Raw genomic sequence first — 21,148 nt, 5'->3', positions numbered from 1 at the left:
CTTGATAGTAGGTACGGCCAATGTTGCAGGACTGAAAGATTGAGATTATCTGTGGGTTGTGACAGTCACCCCGCAGATGAGGTACTATCGCGGGCAGAAATTGACAATGAACTTGCGGTGCCGATCTGCTGACTGACAGTGATCGCCTCCAGAGTCTGAGGATAATTGAGTAATGAGTGATTTGACTCATGACGGTGCAGAACGCTTACCGCTGCACACCTTTACTGAAAACGCCTATCTGAACTATTCCATGTACGTCATCATGGATCGGGCGTTGCCGTTTATCGGCGATGGTTTGAAGCCGGTACAGCGGCGCATTGTCTATGCAATGTCCGAACTGGGGCTGAACAATAGCGCAAAATTCAAAAAATCTGCTCGTACCGTGGGTGACGTGCTGGGTAAATATCACCCGCATGGCGACAGCGCGTGTTATGAAGCTATGGTGTTGATGGCACAGCCATTTTCTTACCGCTATCCATTGGTTGATGGGCAAGGGAACTGGGGTGCGCCGGACGACCCTAAATCCTTTGCAGCAATGCGTTACACTGAATCTCGCTTATCCAAATATGCGGAAGTGTTGCTGGGTGAATTGGGGCAGGGAACCGTTGATTGGGTGCCGAATTTTGACGGCACCATGCAGGAGCCGAAAATGCTACCTGCGCGCCTGCCGAACATTTTACTCAATGGTACCACCGGCATTGCGGTGGGCATGGCAACAGATATTCCCCCCCATAATGTGCGCGAAATTGCGCAGGCGGTGCTGGCACTGATTGATAAGCCAACGTCTTCGCTGGAAGAGTTGCTGGAGTTTGTGCAAGGGCCTGATTTCCCGACGGAAGCAGAAATCATCACTCCGCGTGATGAAATTCGTAAAATTTACCAGAATGGCCGTGGTTCGGTACGGATGCGGGCCTTATGGAAGAAAGAAGATGGCAGCGCGGTGATTACCGCCCTACCGCATCAGGTTTCGGGTGCCAAAGTGCTGGAACAGATTGCCAGCCAGATGCGTGCTAAGAAACTGCCGATGGTTGAAGATTTGCGCGATGAATCTGACCATGAAAATCCTACTCGGCTGGTTATTGTTCCGCGTACCAACCGTGTTGATCTGGACCAAGTGATGAACCATCTGTTCGCTACTACGGATCTGGAAAGAAGTTATCGCATCAACATGAATATGATCGGTTTGGATCATCGCCCAACAGTGAAAGGGCTGGTGGAGATCCTGACCGAGTGGTTGGTATTCCGCCGCCAAACCGTGCGTAACCGGCTGAATTATCGTCTGGAAAAGGTATTGAAGCGGCTGCATATTTTAGAAGGTTTATTGATTGCCTTCCTGAATATCGATGAAGTTATTCATATCATCCGCACTGAAGATGAACCCAAACCGCTGTTGATGCAGCATTTCGCGATCTCTGAGACTCAGGCTGAAGCTATCCTTGAGCTGAAGCTCCGTCATTTAGCCAAACTTGAAGAAGTGAAGATCCGTGGTGAGCAGGATGAGTTGGCTAAAGAACGCGATCAATTACAGGCATTACTCGCATCAGAACGTAAGCTTAATACCCTGATTAAAAAAGAAATTCAGGCCGATGCAGCCGCTTATGGCGATGATCGCCGTTCGCCGCTGACTGAACGTGGCGAAGCCAAAGCCATGAGTGAGCATGATATTGTGCCTTCTGAGCCGGTGACTATCGTGTTGTCTGAGATGGGATGGGTGCGCAGTGCTAAAGGCCACGATATTGACCCGAGCGGGCTAAGTTATAAAGCAGGTGATAGCTTCCGTGCTGCGGCACGTGGCAAGAGCAACCAACCCGTGGTGTTTATTGACTCAACCGGCCGTAGCTACGCGTTAGATCCGCTGACATTGCCCTCTGCGCGTGGGCAAGGGGAACCGCTGACCGGTAAGCTGACTCCGCCACCGGGAGCAACTATTGAACAGGTATTGATGGCACCGGATGACCAGAAATTGTTAATGGCATCAGATGCGGGCTATGGTTTTGTCTGTACTTTCAATGATTTGGTCGCCAAAAATCGCGCTGGCAAGACCATGATTACTCTGCCGGAAAATGCCAAAGCACTGCCGCCATTGGAAATCTATGGGCCGGATGACATGCTGTTATCCATTACTGCCGCTGGCCGCATGTTGATGTTCCCAGTGGCAGATTTACCTGAATTATCAAAAGGTAAGGGCAATAAAATAGTCTCTATCCCAGCGGCGGATGCGGCAGCAGGTAAAGATCGCCTGGTATGGTTGTTTGTCTTACCTCCTCAAACATCAATTACCCTGCACTTTGGCAAACGTAAGTTAACCTTACGGCCAGAAGATTTACAGAAATTCCGAGCCGAACGTGGTCGGAAAGGTTCACCACTGCCTCGTGGGCTACAACGTATTGATCGCGTTGATGTTGATGCGCCAGAGCGTGTAATACCAGCAGATAATGAAGAGTAGTAACCAGTAAATGTAACAGGGAGCGCGCGCAATTTGCGCGCGCTGTCGCGTAACATAATTAGGGTAAGGAATCAGCGCGGTGTTTTGTCTGGAAACCGCTATACTAGCGCCGATTGCGAATTTAAGAGTGTGTGTTTAATAGAAGTAAGTGTTTAATAAAAATAAGTATTTAAGAGGTTGTTATGCTATTAATTTTGCGCACGGTATTGGCAGTTTTATATTGTTTTCTAGTGTGTGTGTTTGGTTCGATTTATTGCCTATTTCGCCCCCGAAATCCACGTAATCTCGCGACGTTTGCTCATCTTTTTGGCCGGATGTCAGTATTATTTGGGATTACGGTTGAGCAGCGTATTCCTAAGGAAGCGGCTAACTACGGTACCTGTATTTATATCGCTAACCATCAAAATAATTACGATATGGTCACGATGTCGAATGTCGTTCAATCCGGCACCGTCACTGTGGGCAAAAAGAGCTTGTTGTGGGTTCCTTTATTTGGCCCATTATATTGGTTAACAGGTAATCTGCTTATTGATCGTGATAACCGCGCCAAAGCGCATGGCACTATCGCCCAAGTAGTTGAACAAGTTAAACAAAAGAATGTTTCCATCTGGATGTTCCCAGAAGGAACTCGTAGCCGTGGGCGTGGTTTACTGCCGTTCAAGACAGGTGCCTTCCATGCGGCTATTGCCGCGGGTGTGCCAATCGTGCCAATTTGTGTGTCCAGCACTAACAATATCAAGTTAAACCGTTGGTCAAATGGCAAAGTTATTGTAGAAATTATGCCGCCAGTTGATACCACCGGTTACGGTAAAGATCGCGTTCGTGAGTTAGCGGAGCATTGTCGCAATCTGATGTTGGCTAAAATTGAGCAGCTTGATGCAGAAATTGCCCAGCAGGCAGCAACTGAAAAATAATCTATATAAAGAATACCCTAAATAATTCGAGTTGCAGGAAGGCGGCAAACAAATGAATCCCGATGAGCTTACATAAGTAAGTGATTCGGGTGATTGAGTGCAGCTAACGCACGTGCAGCTTGAAGTATGACGGGTTTTATTTAAACGACTCTGGTCGTGAGCGTTTTGCCGTCCTTCAGCGTTATTCGCAGTCAGGCAAAATTTTGCAGTAGGTTTGATGGTGGTTTTCCCGGAGAAGATATGTCACTCAGTCGTCGCCAGTTCATTCAGGCTACGGGCTTAGCGCTAGGCGCGGGTTCGTTGCCATTGAGGGCACAGGCTAATAGTACCCAGCAACCCTCGTTGCCTGTCCCACCTTTACTTGAATCTCGCCGTGGGCAACCGCTGTTTTTGACTTTACAGCGGGCGCATTGGGCATTCAGTGGCAAGCAGAAAGCCGCTGTGTGGGGTATCAACGGTATGTATCTAGGGCCGACTGTTCGGGTTTACAGCGGTGATGATGTTAAGCTCATTTACAGCAACCGTTTGGCTGAGCCGGTGTCTATGACTATCAGTGGGTTGCAAGTTCCGGGCACATTGATGGGCGGCGCTGCACGTATGATTACCCCCGGTGTTGATTGGTCACCGGTATTGCCTGTACGGCAACCTGCGGCAACTTGCTGGTATCACGCCAATACGCCCAACCGCATGGCTCCCCATGTTTACAATGGGTTAGCCGGTATGTGGCTGGTGGAAGATGAAGTCAGCAAAGCGATGCCACTACCAAGCCATTATGGTGTTGATGATTTCCCGATTATTATTCAGGATAAACGGCTGGATAACTTTGGCGTTCCGCAATATGACCCGCCAGCAAATGGGGGCTTTATGGGGGATACGTTGTTGGTTAACGGCGCACAAAGCCCATTTGTTGAAGTTTCTCGTGGTTGGGTGCGTTTACGTTTATTGAATGCGTCCAATGCCCGCCGCTATATATTGCAACTGAGTGACGGCCGCCCATTGCATGTGGTTGCCAGTGACCAGGGGTTCCTGCCTGCGCCGGTGATGGTACAGCAACTCTCGTTAGCGCCGGGTGAACGACGTGAGGTGGTTATCGATATGTCGCAGGGGAGCGAAGTGTCGATTACGGCGGGTGAGTCTGCCGGGATTATGGACAGGTTGCGCGGGCTATTTGAACCATCAAGTATTCTGATTTCCAGCTTGGTGCTGACATTAAAACCGACCGGTTTGTTGCCATTAGTCACTGATAATCTGCCAATACGTTTGCTCTCTGATCAGATTTTGGATGGCAATGCGGTGCGTTCTCGCGACTTCCGTTTGGGAGATGATTTGCCGGGAATCAATGGCGTTATCTGGGATATGAATCGGGCTGATGCTCAGGCACAGCAAGGTACTTGGGAACGTTGGACAATTCATGCGGACATGCCGCAAGCATTCCATATTCAGGGTGTTTCGTTCCTGGTGAAAAGTGTAAATGGTGCGCCAGCGATGGCCGAAGATAGGGGTTGGAAGGATACAGTTTGGGTTGATGGCGATGTAGAGTTACTGGTGTATTTCAATCAAGTATCTTCCGAGCATTTCCCGTTCTTGTTCTACAGCCAGAGCCTTGAGATGGCGGATCGTGGGTCAGCAGGACAATTGGTAACACAGGCCGCGCCGACACTCGGTTAAGATTAATGGGGTCATTGTTTCGATAGATTATTGTTTCGATAGATTATTGCTTCGACGAATAATTGTCTCGATGAATAATCGTCCAGTGATCCTGTTCTAATTGATGGCGCGAATCATGTTATCAACAGATTTATCCCTCCTCTTTCCATGGATAAATGCGTATAATCGCCGCCCGGTGATGATTTCTTAACCCGAACCACCCCAATTTCCCCCAATTCAAAGAGTATTGCCATGAGTGCCAGCCTGATTCAGCCAGAGCGTGACCTGTTTTCTTATCAGCCTTATTGGGCTGAATGCTATGGCACTGCGCCATTTTTACCGATGTCTCGCGAAGAAATGGACATATTGGGCTGGGATAGCTGCGATATTATTGTCATCACCGGTGATGCGTATGTTGACCACCCCAGTTTTGGCATGGCTATCATTGGCCGCATGCTGGAGGCTCAGGGCTTCCGTGTGGGGATCATTGCTCAGCCAGATTGGACAAATAAAAATGATTTTATGCGCTTGGGTGAGCCGAACCTGTTCTTCGGCGTCACCGCGGGCAATATGGACTCGATGATTAACCGCTATACCGCTGATCGCAAATTGCGCCATGACGATGCTTATACGCCGGATAATCAAAGCGGTAAGCGGCCAGACCGCGCCACTTTGGTGTATAGCCAGCGCTGCAAAGAGGCATATAGCCATGTGCCGGTATTGCTTGGCGGAATTGAAGCCAGCTTACGCCGTATTGCCCATTATGATTATTGGTCTGATACTGTGCGCCGCTCAGTCATTGTCGATGCCAAAGCCGATATGCTGGTGTACGGCAATGGCGAGCGGCCACTGGTTGAAGTGGCACACCGTCTGGCTGCGGGTGAGAAAATTGCTGATATTCAGGATGTGCGTAACACCGTTGTGATGCGCAAAACCCCATTACCGGGTTGGAGTGGCGTGGATTCTACTCGGTTGGATAAACCGGGCCGTATTGAAGCTATTCCGAATCCTTATGGTGAAGATTTGCCGTGCGCGACAGACAGTGTTCCCGAGCCGGAAGCCAAACCTATAACCGTACGGGCCGCCAAACCCAAACCATGGGAGAAGACCTATGTCTTGCTGCCATCCTATGACAAAGTGAAAGCAGACAAAGTATTGTATGCCCACACTTCGCGGATTTTACATCATGAAACCAACCCCGGTTGTGCACGGGCTTTGATGCAAAAACACGGCGACCGCTATATTTGGATTAATCCACCGGCTATCCCGCTCAGTACGGAAGAAATGGACAGCGTTTTTGCCCTGCCTTATCAGCGTGTGCCGCACCCGTCTTATGGGAAATCACCTATTCCAGCTTACGATATGATTCGTTTCTCGATCAATATCATGCGCGGTTGCTATGGTGGCTGTTCGTTCTGTTCGATTACCGAGCATGAAGGGCGCATTATTCAGAGCCGCTCTGAAGATTCTATCATTCGTGAGATAGAAGAAATTCGCGATAAAGTTCCTGGTTTTACCGGCATCATCTCTGATCTGGGTGGCCCAACGGCAAACATGTACATGCTGCGCTGCCAGTCGCCACGAGCCGAGCAAACTTGCCGCCGTGCATCCTGCGTTTACCCTGAAATCTGCCAGCACATGGACACTAACCATGAGCCGACCATTTCGCTCTATCGGCGAGCGCGTGATTTGAAAGGGATTAAAAAGATCCTGATTGCGTCTGGTGTTCGTTATGATCTGGCAGTAGAAGATCCACGTTATATCAAAGAATTAGCCAGCCATCATGTGGGCGGCTACTTGAAAATAGCCCCGGAACATACTGAAGAAGGGCCACTTTCAAAAATGATGAAACCGGGAATGGGCAGCTATCAGCGCTTTAAAGAGCTGTTTGATACCTATTCCAAGCAGGCCGGTAAAGAGCAATATTTGATTCCGTATTTTATCTCCGCCCATCCGGGGACAGAAGATAAAGATATGGTGAATTTGGCTCTTTGGCTGAAGAAAAACCGTTTCCGTTTGGATCAGGTGCAAAACTTCTATCCATCACCGCTGGCTAACTCCACCACCATGTATTACACCGGCAAGAACCCGCTGAGCAAAGTGGATTACAAGAGTGAGGATGTTGTTGTTCCGAAAGGAGATCGTCAGCGGCGGTTGCATAAAGCATTGTTGCGTTATCATGATCCCGCTAACTGGCCGATGATTCGCACGGCATTAGAGGAAATGGGGCTGCAAAACTTGATCGGTAGCCGCCGTGAATGTTTGGTTCCGGCACCGACTCTGGAAGAACAACGTGAAGCACGCCGGGCGTTTCGTCATCATACACCGGCGCTGACCAAGCACACTGCTATCACTCGTCAGCGTCAACCGGGTAACCGCACGAATGCAGCCTCAACAGGTAAAGCCCCTTTGGGTAAAACCGTGCAGGCCACTACGGGCAATTCCTCGCCCAAGACCGCAGGTAGCAAAACCGGCGCAAACAGAGCGCCGGTGAATAAACCCGCTGGTGTCGCCAGAGGGAAAGCTAAGCATCATTAATAAGCTGATAAATCAGCGGTCAGGCCCTGGGAGCATCTGGGTCTGGCCCCAGTCGTTTACCGCTATCTAACTTCGAAATTGCCGTCAGTTCATCTTTGTGTAGTTTAAAATCAAATACTTCAAAGTTTTCCCTGATGCGCGCCGGTGTCACTGATTTAGGAATAACAATCAGCCCGCTATCCAGATGCCAACGGATGACTATCTGTGCTGGAGTCTTACCATATTTTTGCGCCAATTCACGAATGATGGCTTGATCGAAAACGCCATCGCCGCCTTGAGCCAGCGGGCTCCAGGATTCTGTCGCAATATGATGTGTGGCATTCCATGCATGGAGCTGCCGCTGCTGGAGCAGCGGGTGAAGCTCAATCTGATTGACAGTCGGGGCAACGCCGGTTTCATCAATCAACCGCTGTAAGTGAGGGATATGGAAGTTACAAACGCCGATACTGCGAATCAAACCTTGCTCTTTCAAGGCGATCAATTCACGCCAGGCACCGACATAGCGGTCTTGTGCTGGGTCAGGCCAGTGAATTAGATAGAGATCCACATAATCGAGCTGAAGTTTTTTCAGACTCTCTTCCAGTGCTTGCTGAGGATTATTTTGGTTACTATTCCACAGCTTAGTGGTAATAAATAGCTCATCACGGGCGACATTGGCCGTTTGCAGCGCCTGACCAACACCCTCTTCATTTTTATAAATAGCCGCTGTATCGATTGAACGATAGCCGATCTCCAGTGCTTTGGTGACAGCAAGCTGTGTTTCTTCAATGCTTGCTTGCCAAACGCCAAGACCGAGTTGTGGCATCAGATTTCCATCGTGCAATTTGATAATGGGTTGCGTCACCATATTGATCTCCTCAGCTAAAATCACATTGTATTTCGCTAAACTATATTATTAGACCGCAGCTTCGTAGATACGTTTGCTATCTGCCAAAGTGATATCACTGTGCTCGCCAAGTGCGGTCATACCGTGCTCTTCTAATTTTTTGATTAAATCAGGAATGGTGCTGCCATCCAGTTTGTAATCAGATAAGCGAGTCGCGACACCCATGTCTTCAAAGAATTGACGGGTCGCTTCAATAGCCGCATCAATGCGTTGGTCTTCAGTGCCTTCACGGAGATCCCAGACACGTTCCGCATATTGCAATAATTTCGCGCGTTTTTGCTGTTTCTTCGCCACTAACAGAGCGGGCAATATCACCGCCAATGTTTGTGCATGATCCAGCCCGTGACGCGCTGTCAGTTCGTGGCCCAGCATATGAGTCGCCCAGTCTTGCGGGACACCGGCACCAATCAGGCCATTTAATGCCATGGTGGCGCTCCACATAATGTTGGCGCGTACATTGTAATTCTCAGGATCAGTTAAGGCTTTCGGGCCTTCTTCAATCAGAGTTAATAACAAACCTTCAGCAAAACGATCTTGAACTTTGGCGTCCACCGGATAAGTCAGGTATTGCTCAATGGTATGTACAAAAGCATCAACTACACCGTTAGCCACCTGGCGCGGTGGTAAGGTATAAGTCACCACTGGATCCAGCACAGCAAAGAGCGGCTGCACATACGGCGAGAAGAAATGTTGCTTATCACCGGTGCTGCGGCGGCTGATAACTGCGCCACTGTTAGCTTCAGAGCCAGTAGCAGGTAAGGTCAGCACTGAACCCATAGGCAGTGCTTCTTTGATATCGCTGCCGGTGGTTTCCAGAATATGCCATGGGTCTTGTGGATAATTGACGGCCGCCGCGATGAATTTAGTGCCATCCAATACTGAACCGCCACCCACGGCTAGCAGGAAAGTGATTTTTTCTGCTCGGCAAACCTCAACGGCTTTCATTAAGGTTTCATAAGTAGGGTTTGGCTCAATGCCACCAAACTCTAGGTAATCAAAGCCTTGCAGTGCTTGGTGAACTTGGTCGAGTACACCATTTTGTTTGATGCTGCCGCCACCATAGGTAATTAAAATACGTGCATCAGCAGGAATTTCTTTATTCAGTTGCGCTATTTGACCAGTACCGAACAGCACTTTAGTCGGGGTATGAAGGGTAAAATTTTGCATGATTTGTCTTCCAGCTTAGGGTAAGGAACAATAAGAATTAAGAGATTAGTTTGTGGCGCAATAGCTTGCGGATAAATAATTGTTTGCCGCCATATCAGTGGTAGCCATTGTCGGTAACCTGGCGTTATACCTCAATGCACATTTCTGCCTTGCTCTTGCCTATTTCTCTAAATCACTGTAGAAAACTCGCAAAATACTGCACAATTTATGTCGGATCGTTCCAGATAACAGAAGCAGGTGAGGGCGCAATGGTTGAGGTTACGGATATTCAGGTACAGATGGCTGGGATGATTGCTCGTCTGGCTCAAGGCAATGGCTTAACCCCTAGCGCTGTACCAAAGGTGAAAATTCTCTATTCCACCGTACACCAACCGCGTACACCCGTCATGTATACCCCGAGTGTAGTTATTATATTTCAGGGGCATAAAGTGGGTTATCTGGGTAGCAAAGTATTTCAGTATGATCCGAAAAACTACCTGATTCTGACAGTGCCATTACCGTTTGAATGTGAAACTTTTGCCAGCTCGGAAGTGCCGCTGGCCGGGATTTCGATTCATATAGACAGCCAGATGCTACAGGATCTAATTATAGATATTGGTGATGACGAACTCGATAAACCTTTCGGTAATACCTCTGGTGTCAATTCATCTGTATTGACTGAAGAGATGCTATGCGCCACCGAGCGGTTGCTGGATGTGATGGCTAATCCTCGTGATGCCAGAGTGCTTGGCCCACAAATTGTGAGAGAAATCATCTACTACGTGTTATGTGGACAGTGCGGTGGGGCATTACAGGCTTTGGTTAATCGCCATGGGCACTTCAATCAAATTACCAAGACATTGCGGCGTATTGAAAATCAGTTTGCAGATAACCTGAATGTTGAACAATTAGCCGCGGATGTAAACATGAGCGTCTCCGCGTTTCATCATAATTTCAAAGCGGTGACTAACACTTCGCCACTACAATATTTGAAATCTTACCGGCTACATCGTGCGCGAATGATGATGCTACACGATGGGCTAAAGGCCAGTACCGCAGCGAATAAGGTAGGGTATGAGAGTGCTTCACAATTTAGCCGCGAGTTTAAACGCTATTTCGGCGTTACACCGAGTGAAGAAGTCGCCAAGTTACGCACTAACTGAGGTGATATCGATACAAAACGGCGCACTAAGCGCCGTTTAGTTGTTCGAGCGGAGAAGCTTACTCGGTCACACTTTTGCGTTTACACCAGACCAAGACCAGTGTGCCAACCAACCCGACCAATAACAAAACAATCGGCAAAATCATCAGCGCGGTCATGACTTGATTTTCATAATGCTTAACCAGGGGAATATGGCTAAGTGCAAAGCCCAGCCCCACGACACTACCAACCCATAGCAGCCCACTGAGCCAGTTAAAGAACTGAAAACGCGTGCTATTTAGACCTGAAATACCGGCTAAAGTGGGTAATAAAGTCCGGACAAAAGCCAGAAAACGGCCAATAATCAGGGCTGCCAGACCGTGGCGAACAAACAGGTTATGGGCGCGTTGTCGATAATGAGTAGGCAACTGCAACAGCCACCTTTTTACCACTTTGGTATCTCCCAACCATAACCCTTGCAGGTAACTCAGCCAACAACCCAAGCTGGCCGCAGCGGTCAAAATTATCATGGTGGGCCAGAATGCCATGACACCTTTGGCAATCAGTGCACCCGCCAATAGCAACAAGCTATCACCGGGGAGGAAAGAGGCTGGCAGCAAACCATTTTCTAAAAAAAGGGTGGTAAAAAGTATACCGTAAATAACCCAAATCACATTCGGGTCGGCAAGTTTACTAAAATCCTGCTGCCATAAGGCATGAAGGATTTCGCGTAATACATCCATTTCTGTTCCTGTTTGCCTATCGTGTGAGAATATTGTTATAAGGTTTTATCTAGTGTATCGGTAATGGCGCTAATCCACATTGATCTTATCCTCAATAACCGAATTTTTAAGGGCATATATACGTGCCGTTGACACTATTTGTGTAAGAGAGGATGAATGTGCGGAGACTTTGACCGCACATTCACAAACCATAGCGCTCATAAATGTTACTGCGAAGCTTTGATGCGCTCAAACCCAGCGGTTAAATCGTCCTGCAAATCTTGTACATTTTCCAGCCCAATGTGCAAACGGAACAATGTGCCTTTGATTTCCTCACCCTCATATTTGCGGATTGCCCGGATATCCTTGGGTTGATACCCCAGAATCAAAGACTCAAACCCGCCCCACGAGAAAGCCATACTGAAATGGGTAAAGTGGTCGAGATAAGCCTCTAACTGCTGCTGGGTTAACTCTTCTTTTAACTCAAAAGAAAACAAACCATTGCAGCCGGTGAAATCTCGTTTGTAGAATTCATGACCTTTGCAGCCGGGCAGGGCAGGGTGATAGACCGCCGCAACTTCCGGGCGCTGAACCAGCCAGTTTGCGATTTCGATACTGTTTTTTTCATGCTGCTTTAAACGCACACTCAGCGTGCGTAAGCCCCGGCTGGCAAGATAGGCGGTATCAGCATCCACCATTTGCCCCATTAGATAAGAATCTTCGCGTAGTTGCTCCCAACAACGGGTGTTGGCGACCGCAATCCCCAGCATGGCATCGGAATGACCAATAATATATTTAGTTCCTGATTGGATGGAGATATCAATATCAAAATCCAAGGCTTTAAACAGCACGCCGGCCGCCCACGTATTGTCCATGATGATAATCATCTCTGGAGAAACCGCGCGAATAGCTTTGACTATCGCGGGAATATCTTGTACTTCCATCGTGATGGAACCGGGCGACTCAAGAAAAACCACTTTAGTTTGCGGTGTGATCAACGAGGCTATTTCGGCCCCTATCATGGGATCAAAATAAGTGGTGATGATATTCATACGCGATAAGATTTTATCGCAAAAACTTTGTGCCGGTTCATAAGCCGAGCCAGTCATCAACACATGATCGCCGGTGGAAACAAATGACAAAATGGCATTACTAATCGCGGCGGCACCGCAAGGATAAAGCACACAACCCGCGCCGCCTTCCAGTTCTGTCATCGCTTCTTGCAAAGAAAAATGGGTTAGCGTGCCTCTGCGGCCATAAAATAGCGCCCCATTTCCGCGATTAATTGTGGCGTGCTTTTTGGCTTTTACTGACTCAAAAACCAAAGAAGATGCGCGCTGAATGACGGTATTGACCGAGCCTTGGGTGAATTTCTGACTTCTGCCAGCGCTAACTAAGATTGTTTCCAATTTTTCTATCGTGGGTTTATTTGCAGACATAATCGCTTTGCCACCTTCTCATCAGCATGCCCATTATTCCATGGTCAGCATTCATTATTGGGATGTATTTATTCCTTACGTTAGCATGATGATTGTAATGAGAGGGTAGCTTTCACCATGAAAAAAACTAAAGAGGGTGACTCGCTGTTTTCCGCAGATTTGTAATGGAAAAATGCTGTGTAAGTGACGAAATAGGAAATTTATTAAGGGGAGGCCGTTAGGAGAGGGCTTAATTCATGCAAAAGCGCTCTCTGCAATAAATCCTTTTTTATTTTTACATAAAGTGTCACTCAATCTGTACAGCTCAGAATGTTTATCCGTTGATCCTGCCGCGTAGTCCCTGATATCAGGGGGATTCTTATTTTTTCTCAAAAAATAGGCGTAAATACTAATGATAATTACTATCAATCCCCGGTTTGTTTGATATGATCGGCAGCTGATTTCGTCCTTAAATTGATATGCATATTGGGTGGAGGCGCAGCGTGAAAACAGCTGACAAAAAGATTAAAGACAAATCATTCGTGCAAGGCCGAATGATGAAAGGCGCGATGGCATTATTGCTGGTGGCAGGTTTAACCGGTCATGCATTCGCCGCACCGGGCAACAGTAGCGCAGTCGCTGCATCAGTTACGACACCAACGACGACAGCAACATCAACGCCGTTACCTGCACCGGAAATTACATCTGTAGCAGCCCCTGCTAATGCAGAAGCTGTAGTACCCACAATATCGGTACCGTCAGTTCAGCCATTAACGGCTCCTGCCCCACAAGGCTTGGCGATGGATCTCTCCGTTTGGGGCATGTATCAACATGCTGATGTGGTGGTGAAAGGCGTAATGATTGGCTTGGTATTGGCATCAATCGTGACCTGGACCATTCTGTTTTCCAAAGGGACTGAATTATTCCGAGCACGCCGCCGTTTACGGCAAGAACACGAGGCTATCGGCGCGGTTACTGATCTTGATACCGCGTCTGAGCGAGCAGAGGTTTTCTCTCCAGAGAGCATCAGCGGTCTATTACTGCGTGAAGCGCAAAACGAGCGCCTATTATCGGCAGAATCAAACGATAACAACGGCATTAAAGAACGTACTGCTTTTCGTCTGGAGCGCCGTGTTGCTGCCATTAGCCGCCAAATGGGCAAAGGTAATGGCTTCCTGGCGACAATCGGTGCCATTTCTCCGTTTGTCGGTTTGTTTGGTACTGTTTGGGGCATCATGAACAGCTTTATCGGTATTGCCCACTCACAGACGACTAATCTGGCTGTTGTTGCTCCGGGTATTGCCGAAGCTTTGCTGGCAACAGCACTTGGCTTGGTTGCCGCAATTCCTGCGGTGGTTATCTATAACATTTTCGCTCGCCTGATTGGTTCTTACCGCGCTCAGGTAGGGGATGTTGCTGCACAGGTATTATTATTGCTGAGCCGTGATCTTGATTTGAGCAGCAGCGCTGAAGCAAAGTCACCTAAGCAGCCTCACCAATTGCGTGCGGGGTGATTTATGGCCATGCGGATGAACGATAACCTCGATGAAAGTGGTGAACTGCACGAAATTAACGTGACACCTTTCATCGATGTCATGCTGGTATTGCTGATTATCTTTATGGTGGCAGCACCATTGGCAACGGTTGATATCAAAGTGGACTTACCGGCATCTTCAGCGGTGCCACAGCCGCGCCCAGAGAAGCCGGTTTTTTTGACAGTGAAAGCTGATAATCAGCTGTATGTCGGCGATCAGCAGGTCGACCGCGATACACTGGCGGCGGCGCTGGATAAAGTGACCCAATCTAACAAAGAAACCACCATTTTCTTCCAGGCGGATAAAGTGGTGGATTATGAAACGCTGATGAGCGTGATGGATGCATTGCGTAAATCGGGTTATCTCAAGGTGGGGTTAGTCGGCATGGAAGCGGGTGGCGCAAAATAGTCAATAACAGGCGCGGTGATATTACCGCGCCTGATCTCAGTTTTTAGGTATATTACGGCCAACTTCATCATTTGCTAAGAGTGCTTGCTCCAGGTCTTGCTCCAATTCATGAGCATTCTGAGCCAGATAGAAATTATTCTCCCCAACACACTTTTTCCAGTCAATATCCTCTCTTGGAACATATCCAATACCAATAAATACCATTCTAATGTTATTTTTTTTTATTTTTTCACACATCCCTTTCTCAATAAGTGTTTTAGTAATATTAAAGTAGTTTTTATCTTTATAATCTTCAGGAAGGTTAGCGTTAATATGATTACTATCATCACCGTCAGAAAGAATAATCATTAGTTTTTTGTGATTATTATTTGTTTCTTTAAAAATATTATTTCCAACTAGAATTCCTGAGCTTATTAACGTTGCACCACCCACATCAAAATTTACAACATTAGATAATACTGAATCAGTCATATTACTTTTTTCAATAATATGAGTGTCTAGATTTTTTAAGCAAAACTCATTATTAAGAACATCAGATATAGGTATGTTAATATTTCTCTCTTCGGTTTTATGAGAAATTGAGTCAATTGTCTGTTCGTAGTCAATGTTGTCTGCAATAATTGTCCATATAATTACTGCATAATCAATAAAAGTAGCATATCTAAAAAAAGAAACAGCTTTTGACTTGTTTTTGTCATCAATCATGATTCTTTCAATTTTATCTTTAACGAATGTAACCTTGTCTGTGTCTTGATTTAACTTCCCATACTCAGTGTTTAAAATATCGCCCAATTGTTCTAATCCGTTAAATTTTTTTAATCCAGACGCAGTGTAACGACTCAGATAATTGCCTTTTGACCTGTATTTTTTAGGTACAAATGGGTAGTGACAAAACATTTCATTTTTTATAATCTTTTTACTTCCCCATGAAAATGGCGCAAATCCAATAACATTAATGACATCATTATTGTCTATTTTATCATTCAGCTTTTTTAATATTTTTCTTAATGACTCTATTTTACTTTCAGTTTTCTCAGAATGTTCAAACGACTCATTCATTGAACCAGAATAGTCAGCAACAAAGACAACGTCTGTGGGTTCAGAGTGATTGGAGATATATTTTTTAGCCGCACCACTATCAGTAATATTTATATTACTATTCGTGCTAGTAAGAGCTGTTTTATTTAAAAATAATGCAGGGTAATTCATAGTAATAGCTACATTATATTGGAGATGATTTGTGCTCTTATCTATCACTATTCTTGGTGTTGAAAACTCTTCTAATGGTAAGTATGCCCTGGCATAAGAAGAGACAAGGGCATTATTCTTTTGTTCTTGGATAGCATCAGGATTGTCATTATTTTCAACTGTTAATGCTAATGCAGCTTGCTCTATAGCATCAGAGAGTTTGGCTTTTTTTTGTATAAAAAGAGAGATTTCAAAAGACACAAAAATCAGCCCAATAAAAAAAGGCAATAAAATAATAAATGGCAATAATATTGCACCGCTTTCATTCTTTATAAGCCTCTGTATATTTATAAAAGTAATGTTTTTTTCCAACATAAATAACCTTTACTGTATGAGTGTTGTATTCATATATTTAGATATTAACGTTCGATCGTAATAGAGGATGATTTTATTGGTGCAAATAGGGTTCCAGACCCAGGAGCTGACGATAAACATAATGTCACTTGATAAAGAGGTATCCATCTCCCGGCATTACTGAATGTTGATAACTGAGCTAACTCATTGAGTGGTCTGTTCGGCTCACAAGTCCCAACATTGAAAGACAAACTTTTCGTATTATCAATACTCTTACTTGTGACTGCGGATGACTCGGTTTGATTGAAATGCAGTGTTTCTATATTTATTGCAAGGTTATGAACAGGATTGCCTGAATTTAACAACATATTGTCCGCTAACTGTTTTATTTGATTAACCTGTTCTTGTGTTAATATTCTATCATTGTTGTATAGCCTTGTTCTTTCGCGCACTATTCCAGCTAATGAATATGAAATGCGATCTAACTTTCCAACGTTTGAGTAATAATTCGAGACTGATATTAATGTTTTTATAAAAATAGTCATGATGAAAATAACAAAAACAAACTCAACAATGATTGCGCCATGTGTATTTTTAATTATGTTTATTTGATTATTTTTCTTGTACAAGAATAACCTCTCGTGAGAGTAAAATAGTAGGCCAAGAAGATAAAATAGGAAAAAAAACTGGGCGATATAAATAACTGACACTATATTTAGCTAGCGGAAGTTTATTATTATCTGATGTGTTATGGTTAATCATATCCGAAATGTTTTCACTAAAAATAACATTTGCGTTTAACGCATTGTCCTCAGTGATAAATGAACCTAAAACTCCTTGATGTGAAACTAATTTCTGCCGTAGCATTGAGGTATAGCTAATATCGTCATGCCGTTCTTTATTCTTGGCTGACTTCGCTGCTTCGGAAACTGCCAAATCTAAATTGGCTGAAATATAAAGTAAACGAGCAATCTCAGCACTAAACAGGAGCATGAGTAAAAATAAAATAAAGACGATTGAAAACTCGATAGTGATAGAACCTTTGTTTTCGTACAAAAAAGTAAAGTTCATTTTTCTCATTAGTCAACCTTGCCAGAAAATTTATCTTGATATGGATTACTCACTTGACTGAGGGCTAATATTAATTCATCAGGATTTTTAGCCATTTTTTCAGCTGAAATTATCTTTTTTGCATATTGATGATCATTGAGCTTAACTAATGAGAAAACCAAATTATGTAATATTAAACTATCTTTTTTTCCTGCCAGATAGTCAGGAAGTAATATTCTGACTGCATCAGAATAACGCTCATCAAGTATGGCGATCACTGCGAGGTTATTCATTGCTGTTTCATCAGAAATAAACAAATTTCTGGATTGTTCAATAGCGTTTTTAGCGTTATTTATTTCGCCATTATTGGCAAAAATAATACCTTTTATATTGTGCGCTTCTGCATTTTTTGGCGAAATAACCAATAATTTATCAATAACAACCTTGGCTGCCGTATCATCATTATTGTTAATAAGGTTTTTGGCCTGTAATAAATAAATAGACTCATTGGGTTTATGTGCTATTGGGCTCAAGTAGTATAATGATGATTTAGTATCACCAGCAAGGTAATATGTATTGGCTAATTTTAATCTAATATCATCATCTTCTTTTGTTTTTAATTCATTACGGTATAGAGTAATTAGTCCATTATAGTTTTTTGCTTTGGTTAAAATACTTTCTCGATAAGAAAATTCTTTTTTACTCATGCCATTATTCCAGGAACAACCATTGATCATAAAAGCAAGAATTGAAAACATAATGATTTTTCTAGGTTTTTTATACATAGGTAAGTATCTCCAATATGCTGGGTGATATAACTAATACGATAAATGGAATAAGAATAAAGAGAAATAGCGGGAATGTTAATTTTGCTGATAATTTACTTATTTTTTCCTCTGTTACTAATAATTGCATCTCTCTTATATCTTGAGACAATTTAATCAGTTGTTCATATACACTTGAACCAAAACTAATACTGTATTGAAGCGCACTGCAAAACATTCTTATTTCTGTGGCAGAAGAGCACTGATGAAACTCTTTAATAGCTGATTCTAATCCATTTATCTCTGCATGTTTGGTTATTTTAAGGATCATTCGGCTTAAATCTGAGTTTATTAATGTAAATTTTTTTGCCGTGTAACTGAGAGAGTTATCTATTGTCATGCCGGATTGAACACACGCGGCGGTGATATCAATAAAGAAGGGTAGTGATTTAAGCACAGAATCAGTTCTTCTGGTAATAACGTTTTTTATAACTATTTTAGGGAGGTATAGAGTGGTTATCAGAATTGTTAATCCAATAATCAGTGAACTTCTAAAGCTAATTGTTATTATATCAATTGACAATAATATGAATATTACCGTCAAGAGTGCAACGATAATAATAATTTTGAAATAAATGACCTCTTCCAGAAGAAAAGGAATAGAGATGTAGTTAGACAGGGTTTTATCCTGATTGTTGACTTCTTTTTTATCTTGGTGTTTATCATTTTCATTTATTTTATTATATATATAAACTCTTTTTACTCTTGATTTTGTTTTTAACAGAAGGATTAACCCTAATGATAACAATAAAATTAAAAATATATTCATAAGGCCTTCCTGAGCATTTTTCTTATTAAGTAAATCCCAATGATTTCACTGGTTATAATATAATAAAATATAATTTCCCCTACAGGATGATTCCATATTGATTCTATGCTGGTAGAATCAATAAAATAAAGTAAAAGAGAAAAGGCGATCGGCATAAAACAAATAATATTGACAGACATTCGTGTCTGAGCAGTCATTACGGCTTTCTTCTGCTCAGAATTTTTATTTTTTGTTATCACCTGTGATAGCCGGCTAGTCAATTCTTTTAATTGCCCCCCTTGTTGAAGATTAAGCAAAATTATTGTAATTAGAAAATAGAATTCAGGGTAATGGAATCTTTTATAGGCATCATAAAAAACAATTTCAGGTGATTCTCCCAGATTTAGTCGACGACAAATAAGGCTCATTTCATGTCCTAGTGGCCCATTTATTTCTTTCCCACAGCGTTCTAGTACTTGATTAATACTGGCTCCACTGCTCACCGCCATGTTTATCATCAAGAGAACTTCTGGAAAGTTTTGTTTAAAAAAAGAATGATGTATTTTTCGGGATAATTTTACTTGAAAAAACACAATACTTATAAACATAAAAATTAAAATGAGAACTATATTAAAATGAAACCATAAAGTATTAATGAAAAAAACACATATTGAATAAATTATTGGCATCGCAATATGCAATTTGTTTTTATCATTAATAATTCCATGCAAATACTGTAACCATTCTGAAATTATTTTTTTATAAAATAAAATAAATAAATTATCACTTACAGATTTCTTTCTATTATCATTGACGATTGATTTTTTGATTTTCATCCATTTAAAATTGCTCAATAATAGCAATAATATACCGGACGACAGTATTATGTAGTAAATCACTTTTCCACCATAGAAAAAATACTATTTAATTCATCAGATAAGTTATATATGTCGGCATTTATTCTAACAGAGGAACGGCTAAATAATCCATGATTGATAAATTCTCCTTGAATCTTACCTTGTTCATCCCGTAATTTTTCTGGTTCAAATGAAAATATATTCTGTAGTATGACATTATCACCTTCCATTCCCATAATTTCGCTAATATAACGTACTTTTCTTGTACCATCACTCATTCGAGAAACTTGTACAATAATATTGATTGCAGATGCTATATTCCGTCGGATAGTAAAGAGAGGCATATTAACCGGGCCCATCATTATCATACTTTCCAGACGGGCAATAGCATCACGGGGTGAGTTAGCGTGCAATGTTGACATCGAACCATTGTGGCCTGTATTCATTGCTTGAAGCATCTCAAAGGTTTCCTCGCCTCGACATTCGCCGATAATTATTCTATCGGGGCGCATTCGTAGCGAGTTAATTACTAAGTCTCGCATAGTGATTTGTCCTGTATTCTCCAGACCCGCTAACCGGGTTTCCATTCTCACAACATGAGGTTGCTCAAGATTCAACTCTGCTGCATCTTCTAAAGTAATAACTCTCTCACTCTTAGAAATATACTTCGATAAAGCATTAAGTAGCGTTGTTTTTCCCGAACCAGTACCACCAGAGACAACGATATTGACCCTACAACTGGCCGCAATAATCAGAAAGTTAGCCATATTGCTACTCATCGCACCCATATCAACTAAGTCTTCTAGTTTTCGGTTGTTATTACTAAACTTTCGGATAGAAAGTACAGTGCCATCTAGGGCTATGGGGCTCATTGCTACATTGATACGGCTGCCGTCAATTAAACGTGCATCTGCTAAGGGGCGGCCTTCATCAATACGACGATTTACCCTTTGCATTAAACGTTTGGTAATATCTGTCAGTTGATTATTATTAATAAATCGCAGATCAGTTAAAGTGATCAGGCCATAGCGTTCAACAAATATCTTATTAGGTCCATTAACCATAATGTCACTAATTGAGTCATCCTCCATCAGCTCTCTTAATGGCCCAAAACCAGTGATTTCATCAGCAATCATTGAAATTATTTTTTTCTGATCCTGAGTTGTTAATTTATATTCATTATCATTATATAAATCATGAAATGTTTGAGATAATAATCCACTGAGTTTACTGTAATCATCAACAAGATTTTCAACTTTATCTATATCAATATTAGCCAGCATTTTTTCGCGAATTAATTCTTGTATAGTTAATGATACTTTCATT

Annotated in this window: 18 protein-coding genes; 7 read left to right on the top strand and 11 right to left on the bottom strand. The window is 43.4% G+C overall.

Going from position 1 to position 21,148, the window contains the following annotated elements; all coding sequences use genetic code 11:
* Positions 1–172: 172 nt before the first annotated feature.
* From parC to DXZ79_RS17265, 4 genes are all read left to right on the top strand, one after another.
* Positions 173–2,446, top strand: a complete 2,274-nt coding sequence (gene parC, locus DXZ79_RS17280; protein WP_038638985.1) for a DNA topoisomerase IV subunit A — start codon at positions 173–175, stop codon at positions 2,444–2,446.
* Between the two features lie 182 nt (positions 2,447–2,628).
* The gene (locus DXZ79_RS17275) at positions 2,629–3,360 is read left to right on the top strand and encodes a 1-acylglycerol-3-phosphate O-acyltransferase (protein WP_038638988.1); all 732 of its coding nucleotides are present in this window, start codon (positions 2,629–2,631) and stop codon (positions 3,358–3,360) included.
* Positions 3,361–3,600: 240 nt separating this feature from the next.
* Positions 3,601–5,028: a cell division protein FtsP gene (ftsP, locus tag DXZ79_RS17270; RefSeq protein ID WP_038638990.1), complete on the top strand. Its 1,428-nt coding sequence runs from the start codon at positions 3,601–3,603 to the stop codon at positions 5,026–5,028.
* Between the two features lie 231 nt (positions 5,029–5,259).
* Entirely contained in the window at positions 5,260–7,545 is a 2,286-nt protein-coding gene (locus DXZ79_RS17265; protein ID WP_038638994.1) for a YgiQ family radical SAM protein, read from the top strand.
* Positions 7,546–7,564: 19 nt separating this feature from the next.
* On the opposite strand, the gene dkgA is transcribed toward DXZ79_RS17265, so the two are convergent.
* Together dkgA and yqhD are read right to left on the bottom strand one after the other, a co-directional pair.
* Positions 7,565–8,392 carry a 2,5-didehydrogluconate reductase DkgA gene (gene dkgA / locus DXZ79_RS17260; RefSeq protein WP_038638997.1) on the bottom strand — a complete coding sequence of 276 codons (828 nt, stop codon included), beginning with the start codon at positions 8,390–8,392 and terminating at the stop codon, positions 7,565–7,567.
* Between the two features lie 48 nt (positions 8,393–8,440).
* Complete coding sequence (gene yqhD / locus DXZ79_RS17255; protein ID WP_120011491.1) at positions 8,441–9,598, bottom strand: alcohol dehydrogenase; 1,158 nt, start codon at positions 9,596–9,598, stop codon at positions 8,441–8,443.
* A gap of 248 nt (positions 9,599–9,846) precedes the next feature.
* Between yqhD and DXZ79_RS17250 the strand changes: the two genes are divergently transcribed.
* Positions 9,847–10,740, top strand: a complete 894-nt coding sequence (locus DXZ79_RS17250) for an AraC family transcriptional regulator (protein WP_038639002.1) — start codon at positions 9,847–9,849, stop codon at positions 10,738–10,740.
* Between the two features lie 58 nt (positions 10,741–10,798).
* Here DXZ79_RS17250 and DXZ79_RS17245 read toward each other — a convergent pair whose 3' ends face one another.
* The gene (locus DXZ79_RS17245) at positions 10,799–11,461 is read right to left on the bottom strand and encodes a DedA family protein (protein ID WP_038639004.1); all 663 of its coding nucleotides are present in this window, start codon (positions 11,459–11,461) and stop codon (positions 10,799–10,801) included.
* A 206-nt stretch (positions 11,462–11,667) separates the two neighbouring features.
* Positions 11,668–12,879 (bottom strand): cystathionine beta-lyase, encoded by a 1,212-nt coding sequence (metC, locus tag DXZ79_RS17240; RefSeq protein WP_038639007.1) that lies wholly within the window; start codon positions 12,877–12,879, stop codon positions 11,668–11,670.
* Positions 12,880–13,361: 482 nt separating this feature from the next.
* Here metC and exbB point away from each other — a divergent pair, with 482 nt between their 5' ends.
* Both exbB and exbD read left to right on the top strand, forming a co-directional pair.
* Entirely contained in the window at positions 13,362–14,372 is a 1,011-nt protein-coding gene (gene exbB, locus DXZ79_RS17235) for a tol-pal system-associated acyl-CoA thioesterase (RefSeq protein ID WP_072103617.1), read from the top strand.
* Between the two features lie 3 nt (positions 14,373–14,375).
* Positions 14,376–14,801 carry a TonB system transport protein ExbD gene (gene exbD, locus DXZ79_RS17230; protein WP_004390102.1) on the top strand — a complete coding sequence of 142 codons (426 nt, stop codon included), beginning with the start codon at positions 14,376–14,378 and terminating at the stop codon, positions 14,799–14,801.
* Between the two features lie 36 nt (positions 14,802–14,837).
* Here exbD and DXZ79_RS17225 read toward each other — a convergent pair whose 3' ends face one another.
* From DXZ79_RS17225 to DXZ79_RS17195, 7 genes are read right to left on the bottom strand one after another with little or no spacing between them, the layout of a single operon-like run.
* Positions 14,838–16,364 (bottom strand): TadE/TadG family type IV pilus assembly protein, encoded by a 1,527-nt coding sequence (locus DXZ79_RS17225; RefSeq protein ID WP_038639010.1) that lies wholly within the window; start codon positions 16,362–16,364, stop codon positions 14,838–14,840.
* 44 nt (positions 16,365–16,408) lie between these two features.
* Positions 16,409–16,972, bottom strand: coding sequence for a tight adherence pilus pseudopilin TadF (gene tadF, locus DXZ79_RS17220; protein WP_120011489.1), 564 nt, complete (start codon positions 16,970–16,972; stop codon positions 16,409–16,411).
* Complete coding sequence (locus DXZ79_RS17215; protein ID WP_038639016.1) at positions 16,956–17,423, bottom strand: TadE/TadG family type IV pilus assembly protein; 468 nt, start codon at positions 17,421–17,423, stop codon at positions 16,956–16,958. Before DXZ79_RS17215 ends, tadF begins: the two co-directional genes overlap by 17 nt.
* A complete protein-coding gene (locus DXZ79_RS17210; protein WP_050291966.1) occupies positions 17,423–18,178 on the bottom strand; it encodes a tetratricopeptide repeat protein in 756 nt (251 codons plus the stop codon). Before DXZ79_RS17210 ends, DXZ79_RS17215 begins: the two co-directional genes overlap by 1 nt.
* The gene (locus DXZ79_RS17205; protein WP_038639021.1) at positions 18,171–18,986 is read right to left on the bottom strand and encodes a type II secretion system F family protein; all 816 of its coding nucleotides are present in this window, start codon (positions 18,984–18,986) and stop codon (positions 18,171–18,173) included. The genes DXZ79_RS17210 and DXZ79_RS17205 overlap by 8 nt, the downstream gene beginning before the upstream one ends.
* On the bottom strand, positions 18,983–19,864 hold the full coding sequence (locus DXZ79_RS17200) for a type II secretion system F family protein (protein WP_038639025.1): 882 nt from the start codon (positions 19,862–19,864) through the stop codon (positions 18,983–18,985). The genes DXZ79_RS17205 and DXZ79_RS17200 overlap by 4 nt, the downstream gene beginning before the upstream one ends.
* Positions 19,861–21,147 carry a TadA family conjugal transfer-associated ATPase gene (locus DXZ79_RS17195; RefSeq protein ID WP_038639027.1) on the bottom strand — a complete coding sequence of 429 codons (1,287 nt, stop codon included), beginning with the start codon at positions 21,145–21,147 and terminating at the stop codon, positions 19,861–19,863. The genes DXZ79_RS17200 and DXZ79_RS17195 overlap by 4 nt, the downstream gene beginning before the upstream one ends.
* Position 21,148 lies beyond the last annotated feature (1 nt).

Source organism: Yersinia rochesterensis (assembly GCF_003600645.1).
Lineage (GTDB): Bacteria > Pseudomonadota > Gammaproteobacteria > Enterobacterales > Enterobacteriaceae > Yersinia > Yersinia rochesterensis.
This window is presented reverse-complemented; position numbering and strand designations above follow the sequence as displayed.

Excerpts from the sequence above, each read along its gene's own strand:
- parC (WP_038638985.1), top strand. The coding sequence starts at position 173 with ATGAGTGATTTGACTCATGACGGTGCAGAACGCTTACCGCTGCACACC.
- DXZ79_RS17275 (WP_038638988.1), top strand. The coding sequence starts at position 2,629 with ATGCTATTAATTTTGCGCACGGTATTGGCAGTTTTATATTGTTTTCTA.
- ftsP (WP_038638990.1), top strand. The coding sequence starts at position 3,601 with ATGTCACTCAGTCGTCGCCAGTTCATTCAGGCTACGGGCTTAGCGCTA.
- DXZ79_RS17265 (WP_038638994.1), top strand. The coding sequence starts at position 5,260 with ATGAGTGCCAGCCTGATTCAGCCAGAGCGTGACCTGTTTTCTTATCAG.
- dkgA (WP_038638997.1), bottom strand. The coding sequence starts at position 8,392 with ATGGTGACGCAACCCATTATCAAATTGCACGATGGAAATCTGATGCCA.
- yqhD (WP_120011491.1), bottom strand. The coding sequence starts at position 9,598 with ATGCAAAATTTTACCCTTCATACCCCGACTAAAGTGCTGTTCGGTACT.
- DXZ79_RS17250 (WP_038639002.1), top strand. The coding sequence starts at position 9,847 with ATGGTTGAGGTTACGGATATTCAGGTACAGATGGCTGGGATGATTGCT.
- DXZ79_RS17245 (WP_038639004.1), bottom strand. The coding sequence starts at position 11,461 with ATGGATGTATTACGCGAAATCCTTCATGCCTTATGGCAGCAGGATTTT.
- metC (WP_038639007.1), bottom strand. The coding sequence starts at position 12,879 with ATGTCTGCAAATAAACCCACGATAGAAAAATTGGAAACAATCTTAGTT.
- exbD (WP_004390102.1), top strand. The coding sequence starts at position 14,376 with ATGGCCATGCGGATGAACGATAACCTCGATGAAAGTGGTGAACTGCAC.
- DXZ79_RS17225 (WP_038639010.1), bottom strand. The coding sequence starts at position 16,364 with ATGTTGGAAAAAAACATTACTTTTATAAATATACAGAGGCTTATAAAG.
- DXZ79_RS17215 (WP_038639016.1), bottom strand. The coding sequence starts at position 17,423 with ATGAGAAAAATGAACTTTACTTTTTTGTACGAAAACAAAGGTTCTATC.
- DXZ79_RS17210 (WP_050291966.1), bottom strand. The coding sequence starts at position 18,178 with ATGTATAAAAAACCTAGAAAAATCATTATGTTTTCAATTCTTGCTTTT.
- DXZ79_RS17205 (WP_038639021.1), bottom strand. The coding sequence starts at position 18,986 with ATGAATATATTTTTAATTTTATTGTTATCATTAGGGTTAATCCTTCTG.
- DXZ79_RS17195 (WP_038639027.1), bottom strand. The coding sequence starts at position 21,147 with ATGAAAGTATCATTAACTATACAAGAATTAATTCGCGAAAAAATGCTG.